This is a genomic window from Allobosea sp. R86505, from assembly GCF_042466375.1.
Classification (GTDB): Bacteria; Pseudomonadota; Alphaproteobacteria; order Rhizobiales; family Beijerinckiaceae; genus Allobosea.
Genome location: NZ_JAXHPY010000001.1, coordinates 2553460 through 2569599, shown reverse-complemented (window position 1 = coordinate 2569599; position 16140 = coordinate 2553460). Strand labels below are relative to the sequence as shown.

At 67.5% G+C, this 16140-nt stretch carries 19 protein-coding genes; 11 read left to right on the top strand and 8 right to left on the bottom strand.

Annotated features, from left to right (window positions below):
• Window positions 1-13 precede the first annotated feature (13 nt).
• Window positions 14-760 (top strand): phosphatase PAP2 family protein, encoded by a 747-nt coding sequence (locus tag SJY11_RS12435; protein ID WP_376986931.1) that lies wholly within the window; start codon window positions 14-16, stop codon window positions 758-760.
• Window positions 761-776: 16 nt separating this feature from the next.
• Here SJY11_RS12435 and SJY11_RS12430 read toward each other — a convergent pair whose 3' ends face one another.
• A complete protein-coding gene (locus SJY11_RS12430) occupies window positions 777-1226 on the bottom strand; it encodes an iron-sulfur cluster assembly scaffold protein (RefSeq protein ID WP_376986930.1) in 450 nt (149 codons plus the stop codon).
• 185 nt (window positions 1227-1411) lie between these two features.
• Here SJY11_RS12430 and folE point away from each other — a divergent pair, with 185 nt between their 5' ends.
• The gene (gene folE, locus SJY11_RS12425) at window positions 1412-2053 is read left to right on the top strand and encodes a GTP cyclohydrolase I FolE (protein ID WP_326909350.1); all 642 of its coding nucleotides are present in this window, start codon (window positions 1412-1414) and stop codon (window positions 2051-2053) included.
• Window positions 2054-2096: 43 nt separating this feature from the next.
• Here the strand turns inward: folE and SJY11_RS12420 are convergent, their stop codons facing one another.
• Window positions 2097-2864 carry an SDR family NAD(P)-dependent oxidoreductase gene (locus SJY11_RS12420; RefSeq protein WP_376986929.1) on the bottom strand — a complete coding sequence of 256 codons (768 nt, stop codon included), beginning with the start codon at window positions 2862-2864 and terminating at the stop codon, window positions 2097-2099.
• Between the two features lie 64 nt (window positions 2865-2928).
• On the opposite strand from SJY11_RS12420, the gene SJY11_RS12415 reads away from it, so the two are divergent.
• The 3 genes from SJY11_RS12415 (at window position 2929) to SJY11_RS12405 (ending at window position 5042) form a co-directional block, all read left to right on the top strand.
• On the top strand, window positions 2929-3495 hold the full coding sequence (locus SJY11_RS12415) for a TetR/AcrR family transcriptional regulator (protein ID WP_376986928.1): 567 nt from the start codon (window positions 2929-2931) through the stop codon (window positions 3493-3495).
• 75 nt (window positions 3496-3570) lie between these two features.
• Window positions 3571-3975 (top strand): phosphoribosyl-AMP cyclohydrolase, encoded by a 405-nt coding sequence (hisI, locus tag SJY11_RS12410; RefSeq protein ID WP_376986927.1) that lies wholly within the window; start codon window positions 3571-3573, stop codon window positions 3973-3975.
• A gap of 95 nt (window positions 3976-4070) precedes the next feature.
• Window positions 4071-5042: a patatin-like phospholipase family protein gene (locus SJY11_RS12405; protein WP_376986926.1), complete on the top strand. Its 972-nt coding sequence runs from the start codon at window positions 4071-4073 to the stop codon at window positions 5040-5042.
• 12 nt (window positions 5043-5054) lie between these two features.
• Here SJY11_RS12405 and SJY11_RS12400 read toward each other — a convergent pair whose 3' ends face one another.
• Window positions 5055-5486: a CBS domain-containing protein gene (locus SJY11_RS12400; protein ID WP_305690292.1), complete on the bottom strand. Its 432-nt coding sequence runs from the start codon at window positions 5484-5486 to the stop codon at window positions 5055-5057.
• A 162-nt stretch (window positions 5487-5648) separates the two neighbouring features.
• Window positions 5649-6470, bottom strand: coding sequence for a rhomboid family intramembrane serine protease (locus tag SJY11_RS12395; RefSeq protein ID WP_376986925.1), 822 nt, complete (start codon window positions 6468-6470; stop codon window positions 5649-5651).
• Between the two features lie 409 nt (window positions 6471-6879).
• On the opposite strand from SJY11_RS12395, the gene SJY11_RS12390 reads away from it, so the two are divergent.
• The 4 genes from SJY11_RS12390 to SJY11_RS12375 all read left to right on the top strand — a co-directional run bounded on the left by SJY11_RS12390 (window position 6880) and on the right by SJY11_RS12375 (window position 9768).
• Entirely contained in the window at window positions 6880-7452 is a 573-nt protein-coding gene (locus SJY11_RS12390; RefSeq protein WP_326909359.1) for a PAS domain-containing protein, read from the top strand.
• A gap of 63 nt (window positions 7453-7515) precedes the next feature.
• Window positions 7516-8130, top strand: a complete 615-nt coding sequence (locus SJY11_RS12385) for a PilZ domain-containing protein (protein ID WP_326909361.1) — start codon at window positions 7516-7518, stop codon at window positions 8128-8130.
• Between the two features lie 80 nt (window positions 8131-8210).
• A complete protein-coding gene (locus SJY11_RS12380; RefSeq protein WP_376986924.1) occupies window positions 8211-8963 on the top strand; it encodes an HAD hydrolase-like protein in 753 nt (250 codons plus the stop codon).
• A gap of 175 nt (window positions 8964-9138) precedes the next feature.
• Entirely contained in the window at window positions 9139-9768 is a 630-nt protein-coding gene (locus SJY11_RS12375) for a transglutaminase-like cysteine peptidase (protein ID WP_376986923.1), read from the top strand.
• Between the two features lie 166 nt (window positions 9769-9934).
• On the opposite strand, the gene SJY11_RS12370 is transcribed toward SJY11_RS12375, so the two are convergent.
• Entirely contained in the window at window positions 9935-10465 is a 531-nt protein-coding gene (locus SJY11_RS12370; RefSeq protein WP_376986922.1) for a gamma carbonic anhydrase family protein, read from the bottom strand.
• A gap of 58 nt (window positions 10466-10523) precedes the next feature.
• Complete coding sequence (locus SJY11_RS12365) at window positions 10524-10850, bottom strand: DUF6949 family protein (protein ID WP_376986921.1); 327 nt, start codon at window positions 10848-10850, stop codon at window positions 10524-10526.
• Window positions 10851-11020: 170 nt separating this feature from the next.
• On the opposite strand from SJY11_RS12365, the gene SJY11_RS12360 reads away from it, so the two are divergent.
• Window positions 11021-11788, top strand: a complete 768-nt coding sequence (locus SJY11_RS12360) for a hypothetical protein (protein WP_376986920.1) — start codon at window positions 11021-11023, stop codon at window positions 11786-11788.
• A gap of 184 nt (window positions 11789-11972) precedes the next feature.
• Here the strand turns inward: SJY11_RS12360 and SJY11_RS12355 are convergent, their stop codons facing one another.
• A complete protein-coding gene (locus SJY11_RS12355) occupies window positions 11973-12185 on the bottom strand; it encodes a DUF3126 family protein (protein ID WP_054141925.1) in 213 nt (70 codons plus the stop codon).
• 162 nt (window positions 12186-12347) lie between these two features.
• Entirely contained in the window at window positions 12348-13208 is an 861-nt protein-coding gene (locus SJY11_RS12350; RefSeq protein ID WP_376986919.1) for an AraC family transcriptional regulator, read from the bottom strand.
• Window positions 13209-13641: 433 nt separating this feature from the next.
• Between SJY11_RS12350 and SJY11_RS12345 the strand changes: the two genes are divergently transcribed.
• Window positions 13642-15486 carry a methyl-accepting chemotaxis protein gene (locus SJY11_RS12345; protein ID WP_376986918.1) on the top strand — a complete coding sequence of 615 codons (1845 nt, stop codon included), beginning with the start codon at window positions 13642-13644 and terminating at the stop codon, window positions 15484-15486.
• The last annotated feature ends 654 nt before the right edge of the window (window positions 15487-16140 follow it).

The window sequence follows — 16140 nt, the reverse complement described above, 5'->3', positions numbered from 1 at the left end:
GCCGAGATTCGCCATGTATCGCCCCGTTTCGCGACCCCGTTCCAATCGCCTGGGAGCCGCCGCGCTGGGGCTCGCGCTGGCGCTTTTGCTGATGCCGGCCCCGGCGGACGCCCAGCAGCGCACCAGCCTGCTCTGGCTCGAACCCGGCAAGGTCGACCTCGCGACGCTGATCGGCCTGCCGCCGGCGATGAACTCGCCCGAGCAGAAGCGGGAATTCGACGAGGTGCTGCAGATCACGCTGAACCGCACGGCCGAGCGCGAGCAGGCGGCGATCGCCGACCAGTACCAGACGCTCGCGCGCTTCCTCGAGGGCGCCGACATCCCCTTCGCCGGCAACGAGCACCGCGAGGTCCGCCTGCTCTACCGCGAAGCGCAGATCGAGATGGGCATCGTGCTCCTCGGCGTCCGCCGCCTGACCAACCGGCAACGACCCTTCACGGTCTGGAACAAGGTGCGGGTCAAGCCCTGCCCGGGCGGACGCCCGGAAGGAACCTCCTTCCCCGCCGGCCATGCCGCGACCGCGGCCCTCTATGCCGAACTCCTGAGCGTCGCGGTGCCGGAAATGGCCGCCCGTCTCGAGGAGCGCGTCAAGGACTATGGCGAGAGCCGTCTCGTCTGTGGCTTCCATTACCGCAGCGACCTCGCGGCGGGGGACAAGGCCGGCCGCGCCGTCGCCAAGGCGCTGCTCGCCGACCGCGCCTTCAGGGCGCGCTTCGACGAGACCAGCGCCGAGACCCGGCTGGCGCTCGGCCTGAAGTGAGCCGGCGCGCAGCCGCTCACGCGACCGCGGCGGCCTGGCGCCGCTGCTCGATCTGGCCGATCGCCTCCACCACCGCGTCGAAGGTCAGCAGCGTCGAGGCGTGGCGCGCCTTGTAGTCGCGCACCGGCACCAGCACCGAGAGATCGGCCCATTTGCCCTCGGGCGGCTCGGCCTGGTCCTTCAGGATGGCGCGGGCCTGCTCGCGGACCCGGCGCAACTCCTCCGCCGTCGAACCCACCACATGCCGCGCCATGATCGAGGACGAGGCCTGGCCCAGCGCGCAGGCCTTCACCTCATGGCCGAAGCCGGTGACGACGTCGCCCTCCATGGTGAGATCGACGGTCACGGTCGACCCGCAGAGGCGCGAATGCGCCTTGGCCGTCGCGTCCGGCTGCGGCAGCCGGTCCAGCAGCGGGATGTTCGCGGCGAGTTCGAGGATGCGCTTGTTGTAGACGTCGCTCAACATATCGTGCTCTCCACCGGCTCTGGAGTGACCGGCGCCCGACGCCAATATAGGGTTGATGCTCGCTCAGGGGGAGAGCATCCGCAGTCGCGCCAAGCCTCAGCGAAAAAAAACGCGTCGTCGTGCCGGCCGCGTGGTCCAACCGGGATCGCGCGACGTATCGGGATCACCAAAACGGGAGGCGCCACATGAACCCTGTGGTTAAGTCCTTGTCGGTCGAGCGGGCTCTGGGGCCCTCCGCGGACAAGTTTCTGATCAAGCAGCCGACGCAGGAACAGGCGGAGGAGGCCGTGCGCACCCTCCTGCTCTGGGCCGGGGACGACCCGTCCCGCGAAGGTCTCCAGGACACGCCGCGGCGCGTGGCCAAGGCCTACAAGGAATTCTACAAGGGCTATGAGGAGGATGCGGCCGAGATTCTCGACCGCGTCTTCGAGGAGGTCGAAGGCTATCGCGACATGGTCCTCGTGCGCGACATCCCGTTCTACTCCCATTGCGAGCACCACATGGTGCCTTTCGTCGGCAAGGCCCATATCGGCTACTACCCGGCCAAGGGCGTCGTCGGCCTGTCCAAGCTCGCGCGCGTCGTCGATGTCTATGCCCGGCGCCTGCAGACGCAGGAAACCATGACGGCCCAGATCGCGGATGTGATCGACCGCGTGCTCGCGCCGCGCGGCGTCGCCGTCCTGATCGAGGCCGAGCACATGTGCATGTCGATGCGCGGCGTGCAGAAGCAGGGCTCCTCGACCATGACGACGCGCTACACCGGCCTCTTCAACGAGCCGGCCGAACAGGTGCGCTTCTTCACCATGGTGAAGTCGCCGGGCCTCTGACCAGCAGGCGCGCGGCACCATCGCGCGCCTGCCGTTCCACCCCCTAGTTGCGGCCAGCCATCACGCCGCCATCGACGTCGTGGATCGCGCCCGTCGTCCAGCCAGCCCGCTCCGACAGCAGAAACGCGATATGGGCCGCGACGTCGGCCGCCCGACCGACCCGGCCAATCGGATGGAACGCATCGAATCCGCCGGTCAGCGTCGCCTCGATCGCTTCGGGCTCGATGAAAGCACCGTAGATCGGCGTGACGACGACCGCCGGTGACACGGCGTTCACACGGATGTTCAGGCCCGCCAGTTCCATCGCGAGATGCTGCGTCAGGGCGTGGAGGCCCGCTTTCGCCATAGAATAGGCTGAGGACGGCGTGGCCTTGACGGCCTGTCGCGCCCACATCGAGCCGATCATGACGATCGCACCGCCTCCATGAGACGCCATGTTGCGGGCCACCGCCTGCGTCACGAAATAGAACGCCCTGTTGAGCGCGTGATAGCGGTCGAAATCCGCGCCGGTATGCTCCAGGAACGGCTTCGGGAAGAAATAGCCGGCAGCATTGACCAACTGATCGATATGGCGTCCGTCGCCATCAATCCGACGGATCAATCCATCCACGGCAGCGGCATCGTAGAGGTCCGCTTCGATCGTTTCGACGGCGCCACCGCTGTCCTTTTCGATTTGCTTTCGCGCGATCGCGAGCTTGGCGGGATCACGGCCAACGAGGGCAATGGTTCTGCCCTCGGCAGCGAGCAGCGTTGCTGTCGCGAGGCCCATTCCGGATGACCCGCCAACGACCAGGCTCAACGAACGTCCCATGATAAACTCCCTTGATAAATCTATCTATCGATAGATAGACATCCGAGCCTAGATAGTTGAGATCGTGCGCGTCAAGCCTTATCTATCGACTGATAGAGAGGCTGATATGATCGAGACATCCGCGCGCGAACAGATTCTGGACGCTGCCGAAAAGCGGGCGCGGATGACCGGCTATCACGGCTTCAGCTTTCGCGACGTCGCTGACGACGTCGGCATCAAAAGCTCAAGCGTGCATTACCATTTCCCGACCAAGGGCGATCTCTGCGAGGCCTTGGCGCGACGCTATACCGTGCGGGCGGTCGATCGGCTGGGCGATCCCCGGAGCCTGGCGCCCGGCGAAGGTCCGGAGCGCGTCGCAGCCCTGTTTCGCGATGCCCTGCTGATCGAGGACCGGATGTGTCTTTGCGGGTTGTTTGGTTCGCAACGCGACGCTTTGCCGACGCAGGTCGCCACGACCGTGGCTGCATTTTTCCAGATGATCCTGGATTATCTCGATGCGGCGCCCAAGGCGTCGCGAGGCAGCCAGAACCCGGCGGCCTTGCTGGCCCGTCTTGAGGGAGCGCTCATTCTGGCACGGACGCTGAACAATCCGAGCCTGTTCGAGGACGCGCTCAGGGAGCCCGCAGCCTGAGCCTTGGCGCCCGCGTCCCCGCCTCGCCGACCAAGACCGCCTGATGACACGCAACACCCGCCGAATGAGACACCGATGAACGCTTTCCCCGTCCTCGACACCAAGCAGGCCCTCGAGGAGGGCACCACCTTCGCCCCGCGCTTCGACGCCAACGGGCTCGTGACCTGTGTCACCACCGATGCGGCCACCGGCGAACTGCTGATGGTCGCGCATATGAACGCCGACGCGCTGGCCCGTTCGATCGAGACCGGCGAGGCCTGGTACTGGTCGCGCTCGCGGGGCGAACTCTGGCACAAGGGCGCGACCTCCGGCCAGATCCAGACCATCGTCGAGATGCGGGTCGATTGCGACCAGGACGCGCTTTGGCTGAAGGTCCAGGTCGCCGGCGATGGCGGCTGCTGCCACACCGGGCGCCGTTCCTGCTTCTACCGGGTGCAGCCGCTGCGCGAGGAGGCCGACGCCCCGCTGCGCTTCGCCTGACGCCGGGATGGCGCCGCCGTCACGCGGCGGACACGAAGCACTGGCAGGCGATTTGCCTCACCGTCGCCGGGGCGAGGGTGGCAGGGATCCGACCCATGAGCGATGCCGGCATGTCGAAGGTCAACGGGAACGGCCGGCCGAAGATCGGCCTCGCGCTCGGAGGCGGCGCCGCGCGCGGCTGGGCCCATATCGGCGTGCTGCAGGTCCTGACCGAGGCGGGACTGCAGCCGGACGTGATCGCCGGCACCTCGATCGGCGCCGTCGTCGGCGGCTGCTTCGCCGCCGGCAAGTTGGCCGAACTCACCGATTTCGCCACGGGCCTTACCAAGCGCCGCGTCGTCGGCCTGATGGATTTCCACATCGGCGGTGCCGGGCTGATCGGCGGCGGGCGGCTCAGGCGGCTGCTGGAACGCGATCTGACGGGCCTGCGAATCGAGGACCTGTCGACGCGCTTCGTCGCGATCGCCACCGAACTCGGCACCGGCCACGAGATCTGGCTGACGCAGGGCACGCTGGTCGACGCGCTCGGCGCCTCCTATGCGCTGCCGGGCGTGTTCGATCCGGTCAAGCTCGGCGGCCGCTGGCTGATGGACGGCGCGCTGGTCAATCCCGTGCCGGTGACGGCGGCGCGCGCGCTCGGCGCCGACATCGTGATCTGCGTCAACCTGAACAGCGATCTCGCCGGCCGGGGCACCATCATCCAGAACCATGCGGCCGAGCCCGACCCGGAGATCGTCCCCGAACTCGACGTCCGCCCGACCTCGCGCTGGCTCGGCGGCATCACAGGCGCCGCCCGGCGCGTGCGCGGCCTCGTCGGCCGGCAGGGCGAAGCGAGACCGGGACTCGCCGGCGTGATGATCGACGCCTTCAACATCACGCAGGACCGGATCTCGCGCTCGCGTCTGGCGGGCGACCCGCCAGACGTCATGGTCGGCCCCAGGCTCGGTCGCACCGGCCTGTTCGACTTCCACCGCGCGCAGGAGACGATCGAACTCGGCCGGCAGGCCACGCTGCGTTGCCTCGACGACATCGAGACGGCCATCGCCGGCAGCCGTCTCTCCCCCTGAGGCGGGGTCGTCTCAGGCCATGGCGATATAGTCCCGCATCGCCCGGCTCTCGGCTTCGATCGCCGCGACGCGGTGCTTGACCACGTCGCCGATCGAGACGAGGCCGACGACGCGGCCGGCTTCCACCACCGGCACATGCCGGAAACGGCCCGAGGTCATGATCTCCATCAGCTCGTCGACGCTGGTCTGGGCCCGGCAGGTCACGACCTTGGCCGTCATCACCCGCGAGACCGGGCTGTCCAGCGCGGCCGCCCCGCTCTCCCCGAGCGCCCGGATGATATCGCGCTCGGATAGGATGCCGACCAGCGCACCGTCCGCACCCATCACCACGACGGCGCCGATCCGCTTCTCGCTCAGTGTCTTCACGGCCTCGCCCAGCGTGCGATGCGGCTGGACGGAGATGACCTCGCGTCCCTTGTCCCCCAGAAGCTGCTCGACATTCATGGCGTCGTCCTCCTTGCGGTGGCGCCGTTGCCCGGCGCGCGGGTTCGTCCTGTTCCCGCCATCCGCGCCGAACTCGACCGCCCGGCAAGACCGCGGGAACGCTGCGAAGACCGCGAGTGTGGGCGAAGACGGGGGCGCAGGCAAGGCGAGCGCGGGGCCGGCTCAGCGCCGCGATGCACCCCGGTCAAACAGGGGAAACAGCAGGAGCCCGACGAGGAATCCGCCGATATGCGCCTCCCAGGCGATGCTCGTCTCCTCCCCCAGGATCGGCACCAGCCCCGCCCCGAACAGGATGTTCGTCGCGAACCAGATCACGATGAAGAGCATGGCGCGCGAATTGCGCCAGAGCTCGCCCAGCGGTTCGGCGGGAATCGCCCGCACCACCGCATCGTCGGCGAGGGAGCCGAAGCGTAAGCCCGGCGCGAAGACGAAGCGGATCGCCGCCGCCGTCGCCCCCGACACCGCCGCCGAGGCCCCGACCAACGGCAGCACGTCGAGCTCGCGGGCGAACCAGTGCAGCAGCGCGCCGCCGATCGTCGACAGGCCCATCAGGCTGAGGAAGCGGCCGCTCCCGAGCCGGCGCGCCACGGGGCTGCCGAAGGCCGCGAGCCAGACGACATTGGTGATCAGATGCACCCAGGACCCGTGCAGCAGGCCATAGGTCAGCAGGTTCCAGAGCCTCGGCCCGCCATCGGCCAGCAGCAGCCGCACCAGTTGCAGCCGGTCGGCCAGATTCTGCCCCGCCGCCGAACTCGCCACGGCGGAGACCATCTCCTCGAGTCGGTCGGGTGCGAGCCAGAGGCTCAGCCGCGCCGGAACGAAGGCGAACCAGGACAGAAGGACGTAGTCGTCATAGGCCGACAGCAGCTCACGCCCGCCCTGGATCAGGGCGAGGAGCGCAGTCAGCCAGACGATGACGGCCGGGAGATTGAGGATCGGCTCGCGCTGGACGGGGGCGGGATGGCCGGGAGCAGGATGGGACATGTGTTCCAACCCTTGCCGAAGCCGCCGCCGCTGGCAAGCGAGGGCGGTAGGCGCCGATGAAAAAAGGGGAGCGGCCTCGCGCCGCTCCCCTCGCCCCGGCTGATCGGGCGCGAGCCGAGCGGCTCGGCGCCACGGTCACATCCCCGCCGGCCCCTCCGTCTGCGGGGCGAAACCGCCTCGCGAAAACAGACAATTTGATAATCATTTTAGGCGGTTATCCACAATCGAAAGGTCTTGTTAACCCTAACGCACCGTTTACCCGAACTCCGACCGGCCGGCATGGCAAGACGGCATGGCGCCTGCGTCCTTCACCGACCGAAGGGCCGATTCGTCCCGCCTCCTGACGGTTCTGCGCCATCGCGGGACGGCGGGTCGGCAGTGGCGGCGGCCGGCAGCACTGGATACCGGAATGAAGAACACAAGCACCCGCCTCGTCTTCGAGTACTGGGACGCTCTCCGCGGAGAGCGTTCGGCACCCGAGCGCGGCGAAATCGAGCCGGGCGCCCTGCGCCATGCGCTCGCCGATACCTTCGTCCTGGAGAATGAACCGATCGGACCTGTCTTCAGGCTTGCGGGCACGCGGCTCTGCGCGCTGCTCGGCCACGAGTTGCGCGGCCGCGCCTTCACCGCGCTCTGGTCAGACGTCGAATCGCAGGCCGAGATGCGCCGCCTCGCCCAGACGGTGATGGACGAGTCAGCCGGCGCAGTGGCCGGCCTGACCGGCGAAACCCGCACCGGCGCACCGGTCTATCTCGAACTCCTGCTGCTGCCCCTGCGCTATCGCGGCCGCACCCATGCCCGCATGCTCGGCGCCCTGTCGGCCGCGGCAACGCCGGAATGGCTCGGCCTCGACACCATCGAGTCGATGCGGATGATCTCGCTGCGCATGCTCTGGCCCGGCCTGGCGCCGCGCCAGCAGACCCCGGTGCCGGCACGCGGGCACCCGCCGAAATTCATGGTCCTTCCGGGCGGCCGCGCCTGACGGACACACCATGCGTTAACCAGATCGCTTATAGGATCGGCCCGAAAGCAGGCTGACCCTTTGATGTTGAGCGCCCTACAACCGCCCCGGACGGCTGCACGCACTGCCGAGCGCAGGCGCCATCATCGTATGAAGGTGGTCCTTCTGGGCCGCTACATGCTGCCCAACCGCATGGAATATCCCTGCCAGTCGATCGACATCTCGCCTGGCGGCGTGCATCTGGCCGCCCCCGCCCGGGCCAACCCCGGCGAGCGCGTCATCGTCTATCTCGAACATCTCGGCCGCATCGAGGGCACCTGCGTGCGCACCACGATGGAAGGCTTCGCGATGACGATCACCGCGACCAGCCGCAAGCGCGAGAAATTCACTGCCCAGTTGACCTGGCTCGCCAATCGCGAGGAACTCGGGCTGCCCGAGGATCGCCGCCACGAGCGCATCGTGCCGCGCAATCCGCGCGCCGTGGTGGCACTCGATGACGGCACGGAGCATGTCGTTCGCCTCATCGACATCTCGCTCTCCGGCACCGCCTTCACCAGTGATCTCGACCTGCCGATGAACACGCCGCTGCGGATCGGTTCGACGCCCGCCAAGATCGTCCGCCGCTTCGACGGCGGCTATGCGGCCGAATTCCGCTTCCCCCTCTCGGCCGACCTGCTCGACGAAAACCTCGAGCTCTGACGCAAGACCACCGCGCCGCCGCTGCCGCCGCCTTCGGCACGAACCCTGCTTGCGCCGGCTAACCGCAGCCGCCATAGCCTGTGGCTTCCGAAACGCTGCGCCGGCCGGGCATGCCCTACAAGCTGATCATCTTCGACTTCGACGGAACGCTGGCGGACACCTTCCCCTGGTTCACGGGCGTGCTGAACGATGTCGCGGCGCGCTACCGCTTCCGCCGGGTCGAGGCGGACGAGGTCGAGGGGCTGCGCGGCCTCAGCGCGCGGCAACTTCTCGTCCATCTCGGCATTCCTGCCTGGAAGCTGCCCTTCATCGCCCGCCACATGCGCCGTCTCGCCACCGATGACGGCGAGCCCGCGCCGATCTTCCCGGGCAGCGACGCGATGCTGCGCGACCTGCACCAGGCCGGCCTCATCCTTGCCATCGTCAGTTCCAACACCGAGCGCAACATCCGCCGCGCTCTGGGACCCGAACTGGCGGGGCTGTTCAGCCATTATGCCTGCGGTGCCGGCCTGTTCGGCAAGGCCGGCAAATTTCGCCAGATCGCCAGGCGGGCGGGCATCGAGCACGAGGACTGCCTGTGCGTCGGCGATGAGATCAGGGATTTCGAGGCCGCATCCGACGCCGGGATGGCCTTCGGGGCCGCCACCTGGGGCTTCACCAGCGCCGCTGCCCTGCAGGCCCTCGGTCCGGCCTTCCTGTTCACACGCATCGAAGAGATCGAGGCACGACGGCTCGTCGAGGCCGCTCCGCCCGAACGGCCCGAAGGAGCCGTCCGCCGCAAGGCCCACCTGCCACGCATGGTTAAGCAGATCGCACCCGAGGCCGATCGATAATTAACAGCCGCTGAATCGATCCCGACAATTTGCGAACGACGGCTTTCACGACGATTTAGACTAAGTTCTCTTACCCGGAGACAGCGACGAATTCACTAGAATTGTTCGCTTTCATTTCAAGTCAAATCCATGAGCCGGCGGCATCGTCTTCCCCAGGGACCAGAAAGGGGACGACATGCCTTCGAAGACCACAAAGACCCTCGGCGCTGCTTTTGCCTTGCTGCTCGTGACCGTCAGCGCATCGGGCGCATCCGCTCAGACCGCCGGCGTTCCGATCGCGAGCCTTCCGGCCGCGGCCTCCGGCGACGCCAGGGCACCCTATGCCTGGAATGACCTCTGCCGCCGCACCCCGGCCGAATGCCGGGTCGATCTGCGCGAAGCCGAGGTCGTCGAGATGACACCGAAGCTCTGGAAGACGATCCTGGCGGTGAACACCCGGGTGAACCGCGAGATCGAGGCGATCACCGACGAGGATCACTGGGGCGTCGTCGATCGCTGGGATCTGCCCACGGACGGCAAGGGCGACTGCGAGGATTTCGCGCTGCTGAAGCGCAAGCGCCTGGCCGAAGCCGGTGTCCCGCGCCGCGCCATGGTGATGACCGTGGTGATCGACGAGGAGAACGCGGGCCACGCCGTGATGATGATCCGGACCGACCGCGGCGACTTCATCCTCGACAACAAGCGCAACGCCGTCCTGCCCTGGAGCCAGACCGGCTACGTCTACGTCAAGCGCGAGTCGCAGATGCGGACGGGCTGGACCTCGCTCGGCGGCGCGCAGACCTCCACGGTCGCATCCGTGCGCTGAGGCGACGAATTCGAGCGGCGACGATGTCGATCGGAACGGGACCTTCCGTTCCGCATAGGCGGCGAGACTTGGTCACGTCCCCACCCACCCCGTCCCCAAGGCCGGGTTTCGCCAAGGGCCGGCTCCTTCCCCGGGGGCCGGCCCGCTTCGTTTCCGGCGGGACGGCTCAGTCGAGTCGCACGAGCCCTGCCGCGAATTGCTTCCAGCGGGCCGCATAGCCGCGCGCAGAGGCGGTGATGCCCGCGGCCGCGGCCTCGTCCAGCGTGCGGATGGCCTTCGCCGGCGCCCCGACGATCAGCGAATTGTCCGGGAATTTCTTGCCCTCGGTGACCAGCGCGTTGGCACCGACGAGGCTGTTGCGGCCGATCTTCGCGCCGTTCAGCACCGTCGCGCCCATGCCGACCAGGCTGTTCTCGCCGATCACGCAGCCATGCAGAATCGCCCGATGGCCGATCGTGCAGTTTTCGCCGACGACGAGCGGAAAGCCCATGTCGGTGTGCAGGACGCAGCCCTCCTGAATGTTGCTGCCGGCCCGGATCTCGATCCATTCATTGTCGCCGCGCAGCACGGCACCGAACCAGATCCCGACATCGACGCCGAGCCGAACCCGCCCGATCACATGGGCATCGGGCGCCAGCCACCACTGCCCGTCACCGGGCGTCTCGGGCGATTGTCCGTCGAGGGCATAGAGAGGCATGACCGCTGTCCTTCCGCGCTGGAGCGCCGTCAGGAGTGGCCGCGGGCTGCCTCCGCCGTCAAGAGGCGAACGCGTGCAGCAGGTCGAGCACGACCCGGCCGGAGAAGATGCTCCAGACCGAGGCGATCATGCTGGCGATCATCACGAACACGATCGGCCGCCCCTCGATCCGCCGGCCGCGCACCGTATTGCGCAGGATCAGGAAGGGCGCGCTGAACACCACCACCGGCACGCTCGCCACCGCAAACAGTCCGCCGGCCTGGAGCAGGCGGAAATCGGCGCGCTGCGCGGTGAAGAGTTCGAAGGCCGAGGCCAGCAGCCCCGCGAATGCGAAGCCGACGACCAGCGCCTTCAGCACTTCCATGGCGGAGGGATCGATCGTCAAGGAAGTCTGCTCCGGCGGCCGCGACGCCGGAACAGTGCCTCATGGTTTACGAAGTGTGAAGAAAAGGCTGAAGCAGTGGTTAACACCGCCGCCGGCGCCGCGACCGGCATGGTTTACGTCACGTTAACGGGCAGATGCTTGAGTGGCGACACAGCCAGACGGAACCGGACGTGACCGCCTATCATCCCCAGGATCCCGCCGTCGATCGCACGCAGCCGGCCCAGGCCGCAGCCGCGCTCGCCGGGGCCGTGCGCAACCGGCTGAAGCGCCCGCCCCCGCCGCTGCCGCGCGCCGATGGTGCACTGCTCAAGGCCGCCGCCGCGATCATGCTGCTCGGCGCGCTGGCCACGGGGCTCGCGCTCTATCTCGGCCATCGCGAGGTCCCCGCCGAGCCGGTGATCCAGCCCGCCCGGATCGGCGGTGTCTCGCTGCTGGTGCCGCAGAACCTCACCGGCGCCGAGCCCGACGACACCAGCCGACTCGTCGGCATGGTCCGGCTCCGGCTCGACTGGCCGAGCCTCGGCCCGGCCCAGACCGGCCCGAACGCGCTGCAGCACCGCCAGCGCCTGCTGGTGACGCTGAGCCCGCCCGACAAGGTCAACGATCCGCAGACGCAGCTCTCGGTCTATGCCCGCTTTTTGACGCCGACCGTCTGGTCGAATCCCGGCGGGCTCGTGGTGCGCGGCTTCCGCAAGGGCTCGCCCTATGAGGGCGAGGAGCTTTATGTCTCGGTGCCCGACGGGCGCGGTTTCGCCGCCCGCTGCCCGCTCGACGGCATCAAGGCCGATCCCGCCAGGCCCGATCTCGACGAGCCCTGCCGGGTCACCTTCAAGCACCGCGGGATGGATGTGAACATCCGCTTCCCCCGCGCCATCATCGCCGACTGGGAGCTGATGCTCGGCGGCGTCCGCCGCACCATCGACGGCCTGATCCGCTGACGGTCGTCCGCAACGCGCGGCAACACCCCGTCATCCCGGACAAGCGGCGAAGACGCGCTGATCCGGGATCCATCGTCGTGCGAAGACGGAGCCGGTGATGTCTGCCCCTTTCGATTCCGTGGCGGGGGCGATCCACGATCCGAGGGCTGGCGTCGTCTCGGCGGCGCGAGCCCGGACGGAAGGATCAATCCTCGAGATCGACGTCCAGGATCGCCATCGTGAAATTGAACGAGCGGTCGCCGTCCTCGTCGTCGACATGGATGATGCCGATGAACTCGTCGGCGAGATAGACCTCGGCCGAATCGTTCTTCTTCATCCGCGCCCGCACGCTGATGCCGTGATTGTTGAAGGTGCGCCGCAGATAGCCCTCGAGCTTGGCGAGTTCGGTCTTGTCCATGGGACGGGTCCTTTCGAAGTGGCCGGACGGATGCCATGGCCCGCCGGTGAGGGCAAGCCGCTCCGTCGCCTTTGCCGGTGCGTCGGCGGCCGCAACCTGGACGCTCTCGCTGAGCCAGGACCCACGCCGGAAATCAGAATCAGGAGATGGCGGGACATGCCGTCACCCGCGGATGTCCCGCGGCAGGATCCCGAGCGTCGCCCGTAACGAGCGCGCCATCTGGGCCGCGCCATCGAATCCAGCGGCGACCGCGGCCTCCCCGACGGAGCGCCCCGACTTCAAGGCCTCGACCGCGGCTCGGCATCGCAAATCCAGCAGGTAACGATAGGGCGTGCGGCCGGTCGTCGCGCGGAAACACCGGATGAAGTGGAACTTGCTCATGCCGAGGACACCGGCCATCTCCTCGAGACGGATGTCTCGGGCGATGTTCTCCCGAAGGTATTCTTCGACCCGCCTGATCTCGGTCAGCTCCAGTTTGCGATCCGCGCGGGCGGGCGGCTCGCTGGCGGACTGGAGGCTGGCAAAGGTGGCGACCGCAACCTGCCCGAGCGACTCGACGAGAAGCTCCTTGAACGGCAGCGTCCCGTGCAGAACCTCGTTGAGCTGCGTGAACACGCGCAGCAGCGCCGGTGACTGGAAATAGATCGCCGGCCGGCTCCAGCACGCCTCCGTCAGCAGCGGCTCCGGAACGGCATCGGGCTCGATATAGAGGGCGGTAAAGGCCTGGGGACGACCCGTCGGCTTGCACCAGCCCTCGACCGCGATCCCTGCGGGAACAAAGGTTAGCGTCTGCCGCAGATCACGACCGCGTCTCGGCTTTTCGCCCTCGACGCGCATCAGGCCGTCGTGGAAGACGAGATCGTGGAACGCGACGTAATGCCGGTCGCTCGTCATCGAGAATTCGTAGTCGACCGGGTTCCGCGTCTCGACATGCTCGACCATGCAATCGCTGGTTTCGGCATGCGACCGCAGAACCCTGGTGCGGCGCTTCAGCGTCAGATCGATGTTTTTGGGTTGTGCCACGCGCCAGTATTGCCCAGTGCGCCCTGCGAATGAGAGGCCAATTGCAAGATCAGATTTCAGCGGCGACGCCGTCGGTGTCAAGCGAAGATGACACATCTGAGACCAGACTGCGTCGCATGTGACCGCGATTTATCAAGCCGCTCGGGGCAAACAGCCGCGAAAACACGATCGAGCCCCCGCTTGAGTCAGTCCGCATAGCCCGAATACTGTGGCGCGGCGCGGTTGATTTCAAATGTATCCATGTATTACAGCAGCAACATCGGCAGCATGGGCTGCATGACGTAAACGCATCGTGCTAAAAGTGCTCGCATTTACCTAAATTTAAAGCTGCGATTCTAACGTTGCGGCAGGCGACGAAACTGATCCCCCTCATTTCGGACCTCATGACAAAAATTGCGGCGCCTTGGACTGACGCCCGCCGGGAGAAAACACGATGTCGATTCGCGATCTGATGAACAGGGGCGCGCATGCCGCAGAGGCCGCCGCCATCAGGCGCACCCAAGCGGTGATCGAATTCGATCCCTCGGGCAAGATCCTGGGGGCGAACGACCTCTTCCTGCAGACGATCGGCTATGGGCTGGGCGAGATCGAGGGTCAGCATCACGCGATGTTCGTCGAAGCCGGCGAGCGGGCCAGCCCGGAGTACCAGGCGTTTTGGCCACGCCTGGCGGCGGGCGAGGCGATCCAGGCGCAGTTCCTCCGCATCGGCAAGGGCGGCCGGCGCCTCTGGCTGCAGGCCATCTACACGCCGGTCATGGACCAGGGCGGCAAGGTGAAGAAGGTGGTCAAGTTCGCCACCGACATCACCGCCCACAAGACCGCCATCGCCAATATGGAGGGCCAACTCGCCGCCATCAACAAGGCCCAGGCCGTGATCGAGTTCGATCTCACCGGCAAGATCCTGCACGCCAACGCCAACTTCCTGGCCGTGACCGGATACAGCCTCGGAGAGATCGTCGGGCAGCACCACCGCATCTTCGTGGCCGAGGAGGAGCGCAGCGCCGCCGCCTACGGGCAGTTCTGGGAGAAGCTGCGCCGCGGCGACTATGAAGAGGGCCGCTATCGCCGCATCGGCAAGGGCGGCAAGGCCATCTGGATCCAGGCCAGCTACAACCCGATCCTCGACGCCATGGGAGCCCCCATGAAGGTGGTGAAATACGCCACCGACATCACGGCCAGCAAGGAAGACGAGGAGCAGACGGAATTCGCCATCGCCGAGGTCGGCACGGTCGTCCAGGCGGCGAAGGACCGTGACCTGACGCGGCGGATCGCACTCCAGAAGCTGAATCCCAAGAATGTCGAGCTCTGCGAGGGCGTGAACGAGCTCGTCGACACGCTGGCGAGCCTCGTCGGCCAGGTCGCCGTCGCGGCCCAGGGCATCGACACGGCCGCCAAGGAAATCTCCATGGGCGCCGACGATCTGTCGAAGCGGACCGAGGAACAGGCCTCCAGCCTCGAGGAGACGGCGGCGACCACCGAGGAACTGGCCGCCAGCGTCAAGGCTTCGGCCAACAACGCCCGCGCAGCGGCCAACCTCGCCTCGGAGGCGACCGCAGCCGCGCAATCCGGCGGCGACATCGCCGGAGAAGCCGTCAACGCGATGGCGCGCATCGAGGATGCCTCGCAGAAGATCCAGGCGATCACCCGCGTCATCGACGACATCGCCTTCCAGACCAACCTCCTGGCGCTGAACGCCGCAGTCGAGGCCGCGCGCGCCGGCGATGCGGGCAAGGGCTTCGCCGTCGTGGCGAGCGAGGTCCGCACCCTCGCCCAGCGCTCCGGCGAGGCCGCCAAGGACATCTCGGCGCTGATCTCCTCCTCGAATGCGGAGGTCGGCGAGGGCGTCAAGCTCGTGCGCAAGGCCGGCGAATCCCTGACCGTCATCCTCGACGCCTCGCAGAAGGTCGCCTCGACGATCGCGGATATCTCTTCGGCCGGCGGCGAACAGGCCAATGGCATCGACGAGATGAGCCAGACGGTGGCGCATCTCGACGAGATGACCCAGTCCAATGCGGCCCTGGCGGAGGAAAGCGCCGCCTCGGCCAACGCCCTGGCCGATCGCATCGCCCAGCTCAACCAGCTCGTGGCGGGCTACCGCACCGAGGCGGGTGGTTCCGTCGCGGCCGCGAGCGCGACCGGTCTGCAGCGCCAGCTCCAGTCCGCCTTCGCGCAGCCCCGTGCCGCCCGGCCGGCAACGCCCCCCGCCGCGCGCCCGGCACAGCCCCCGATGAAAAAGGCCGTCAACGCCCACGCCTCCTCCGGCTGGGACGAGTTCTGAGCGAAGGCCTGGCGGGGCCCGGGCACGCGCCCGGCCTCCGGGGACGAGGAAGCACCGAACCGCGGGGAACCTTCACCCTTGTGGGGCGGGGCCGGAACCGCGACGCCTCTTCCCTTCTCCCGGATGGGAGAAGGTGGCGCGGAGCGCCGGATGAGGGCCCGCCATCTCCGCAAAAGGCACCACGGCTCCGTCTCGCTTCAGTAAGGAGCGGCAGTCCCTCACCCCTGCCCCTCTCCCATCCGGGAGAGGGGTTCCTCGCGCTTCATTACGACAGGGCACGACCAATCCCCGCCCGCCTTCCAGCGGCGGTTGATGACGAGGGGCAGCGGAGCGCCGCGAGGCGCGTAGCAGTAAATCCGCATCCATTGAGCCAGGATGCGGCGCGGATGGATTGAGCCACCCGCCGCACGCCCCGTGGCGCTCCGCTTGTCGGGGATTTTGGGCTCCGGGCCGCGCTTATCGGGTCGAAAGCCATCCTCCGCCGCGAGCCCTTTCGACGCCAGTGCCCCTCATCGGGTTCAGCTCTAACCGACGATCGCAGGCCGCGACGGCGCAGGCCCGGTCATGGCCTGTCCTCGCCATGGGGCCGACCATGAACAAGAAGCCTGCGACTGCGCATTCGTTATTTCGCGGAAGCGGTCATCGTCCCAAGGG

What these genes read in the sequence shown, in the direction of transcription:
- SJY11_RS12420 (WP_376986929.1), bottom strand. Translation starts at nt 2,864, where the DNA reads ATGGGACGTTCGTTGAGCCTGGTCGTTGGCGGGTCATCCGGAATGGGC.
- SJY11_RS12435 (WP_376986931.1), top strand. Translation starts at nt 14, where the DNA reads ATGTATCGCCCCGTTTCGCGACCCCGTTCCAATCGCCTGGGAGCCGCC.
- SJY11_RS12400 (WP_305690292.1), bottom strand. Translation starts at nt 5,486, where the DNA reads ATGAATGTCGAGCAGCTTCTGGGGGACAAGGGACGCGAGGTCATCTCC.
- SJY11_RS12355 (WP_054141925.1), bottom strand. Translation starts at nt 12,185, where the DNA reads ATGGACAAGACCGAACTCGCCAAGCTCGAGGGCTATCTGCGGCGCACC.
- folE (WP_326909350.1), top strand. Translation starts at nt 1,412, where the DNA reads ATGAACCCTGTGGTTAAGTCCTTGTCGGTCGAGCGGGCTCTGGGGCCC.
- SJY11_RS12385 (WP_326909361.1), top strand. Translation starts at nt 7,516, where the DNA reads ATGTTGAGCGCCCTACAACCGCCCCGGACGGCTGCACGCACTGCCGAG.
- SJY11_RS12405 (WP_376986926.1), top strand. Translation starts at nt 4,071, where the DNA reads ATGAGCGATGCCGGCATGTCGAAGGTCAACGGGAACGGCCGGCCGAAG.
- SJY11_RS12370 (WP_376986922.1), bottom strand. Translation starts at nt 10,465, where the DNA reads ATGCCTCTCTATGCCCTCGACGGACAATCGCCCGAGACGCCCGGTGAC.
- SJY11_RS12395 (WP_376986925.1), bottom strand. Translation starts at nt 6,470, where the DNA reads ATGTCCCATCCTGCTCCCGGCCATCCCGCCCCCGTCCAGCGCGAGCCG.
- SJY11_RS12345 (WP_376986918.1), top strand. Translation starts at nt 13,642, where the DNA reads ATGTCGATTCGCGATCTGATGAACAGGGGCGCGCATGCCGCAGAGGCC.
- hisI (WP_376986927.1), top strand. Translation starts at nt 3,571, where the DNA reads ATGAACGCTTTCCCCGTCCTCGACACCAAGCAGGCCCTCGAGGAGGGC.
- SJY11_RS12375 (WP_376986923.1), top strand. Translation starts at nt 9,139, where the DNA reads ATGCCTTCGAAGACCACAAAGACCCTCGGCGCTGCTTTTGCCTTGCTG.
- SJY11_RS12430 (WP_376986930.1), bottom strand. Translation starts at nt 1,226, where the DNA reads ATGTTGAGCGACGTCTACAACAAGCGCATCCTCGAACTCGCCGCGAAC.
- SJY11_RS12390 (WP_326909359.1), top strand. Translation starts at nt 6,880, where the DNA reads ATGAAGAACACAAGCACCCGCCTCGTCTTCGAGTACTGGGACGCTCTC.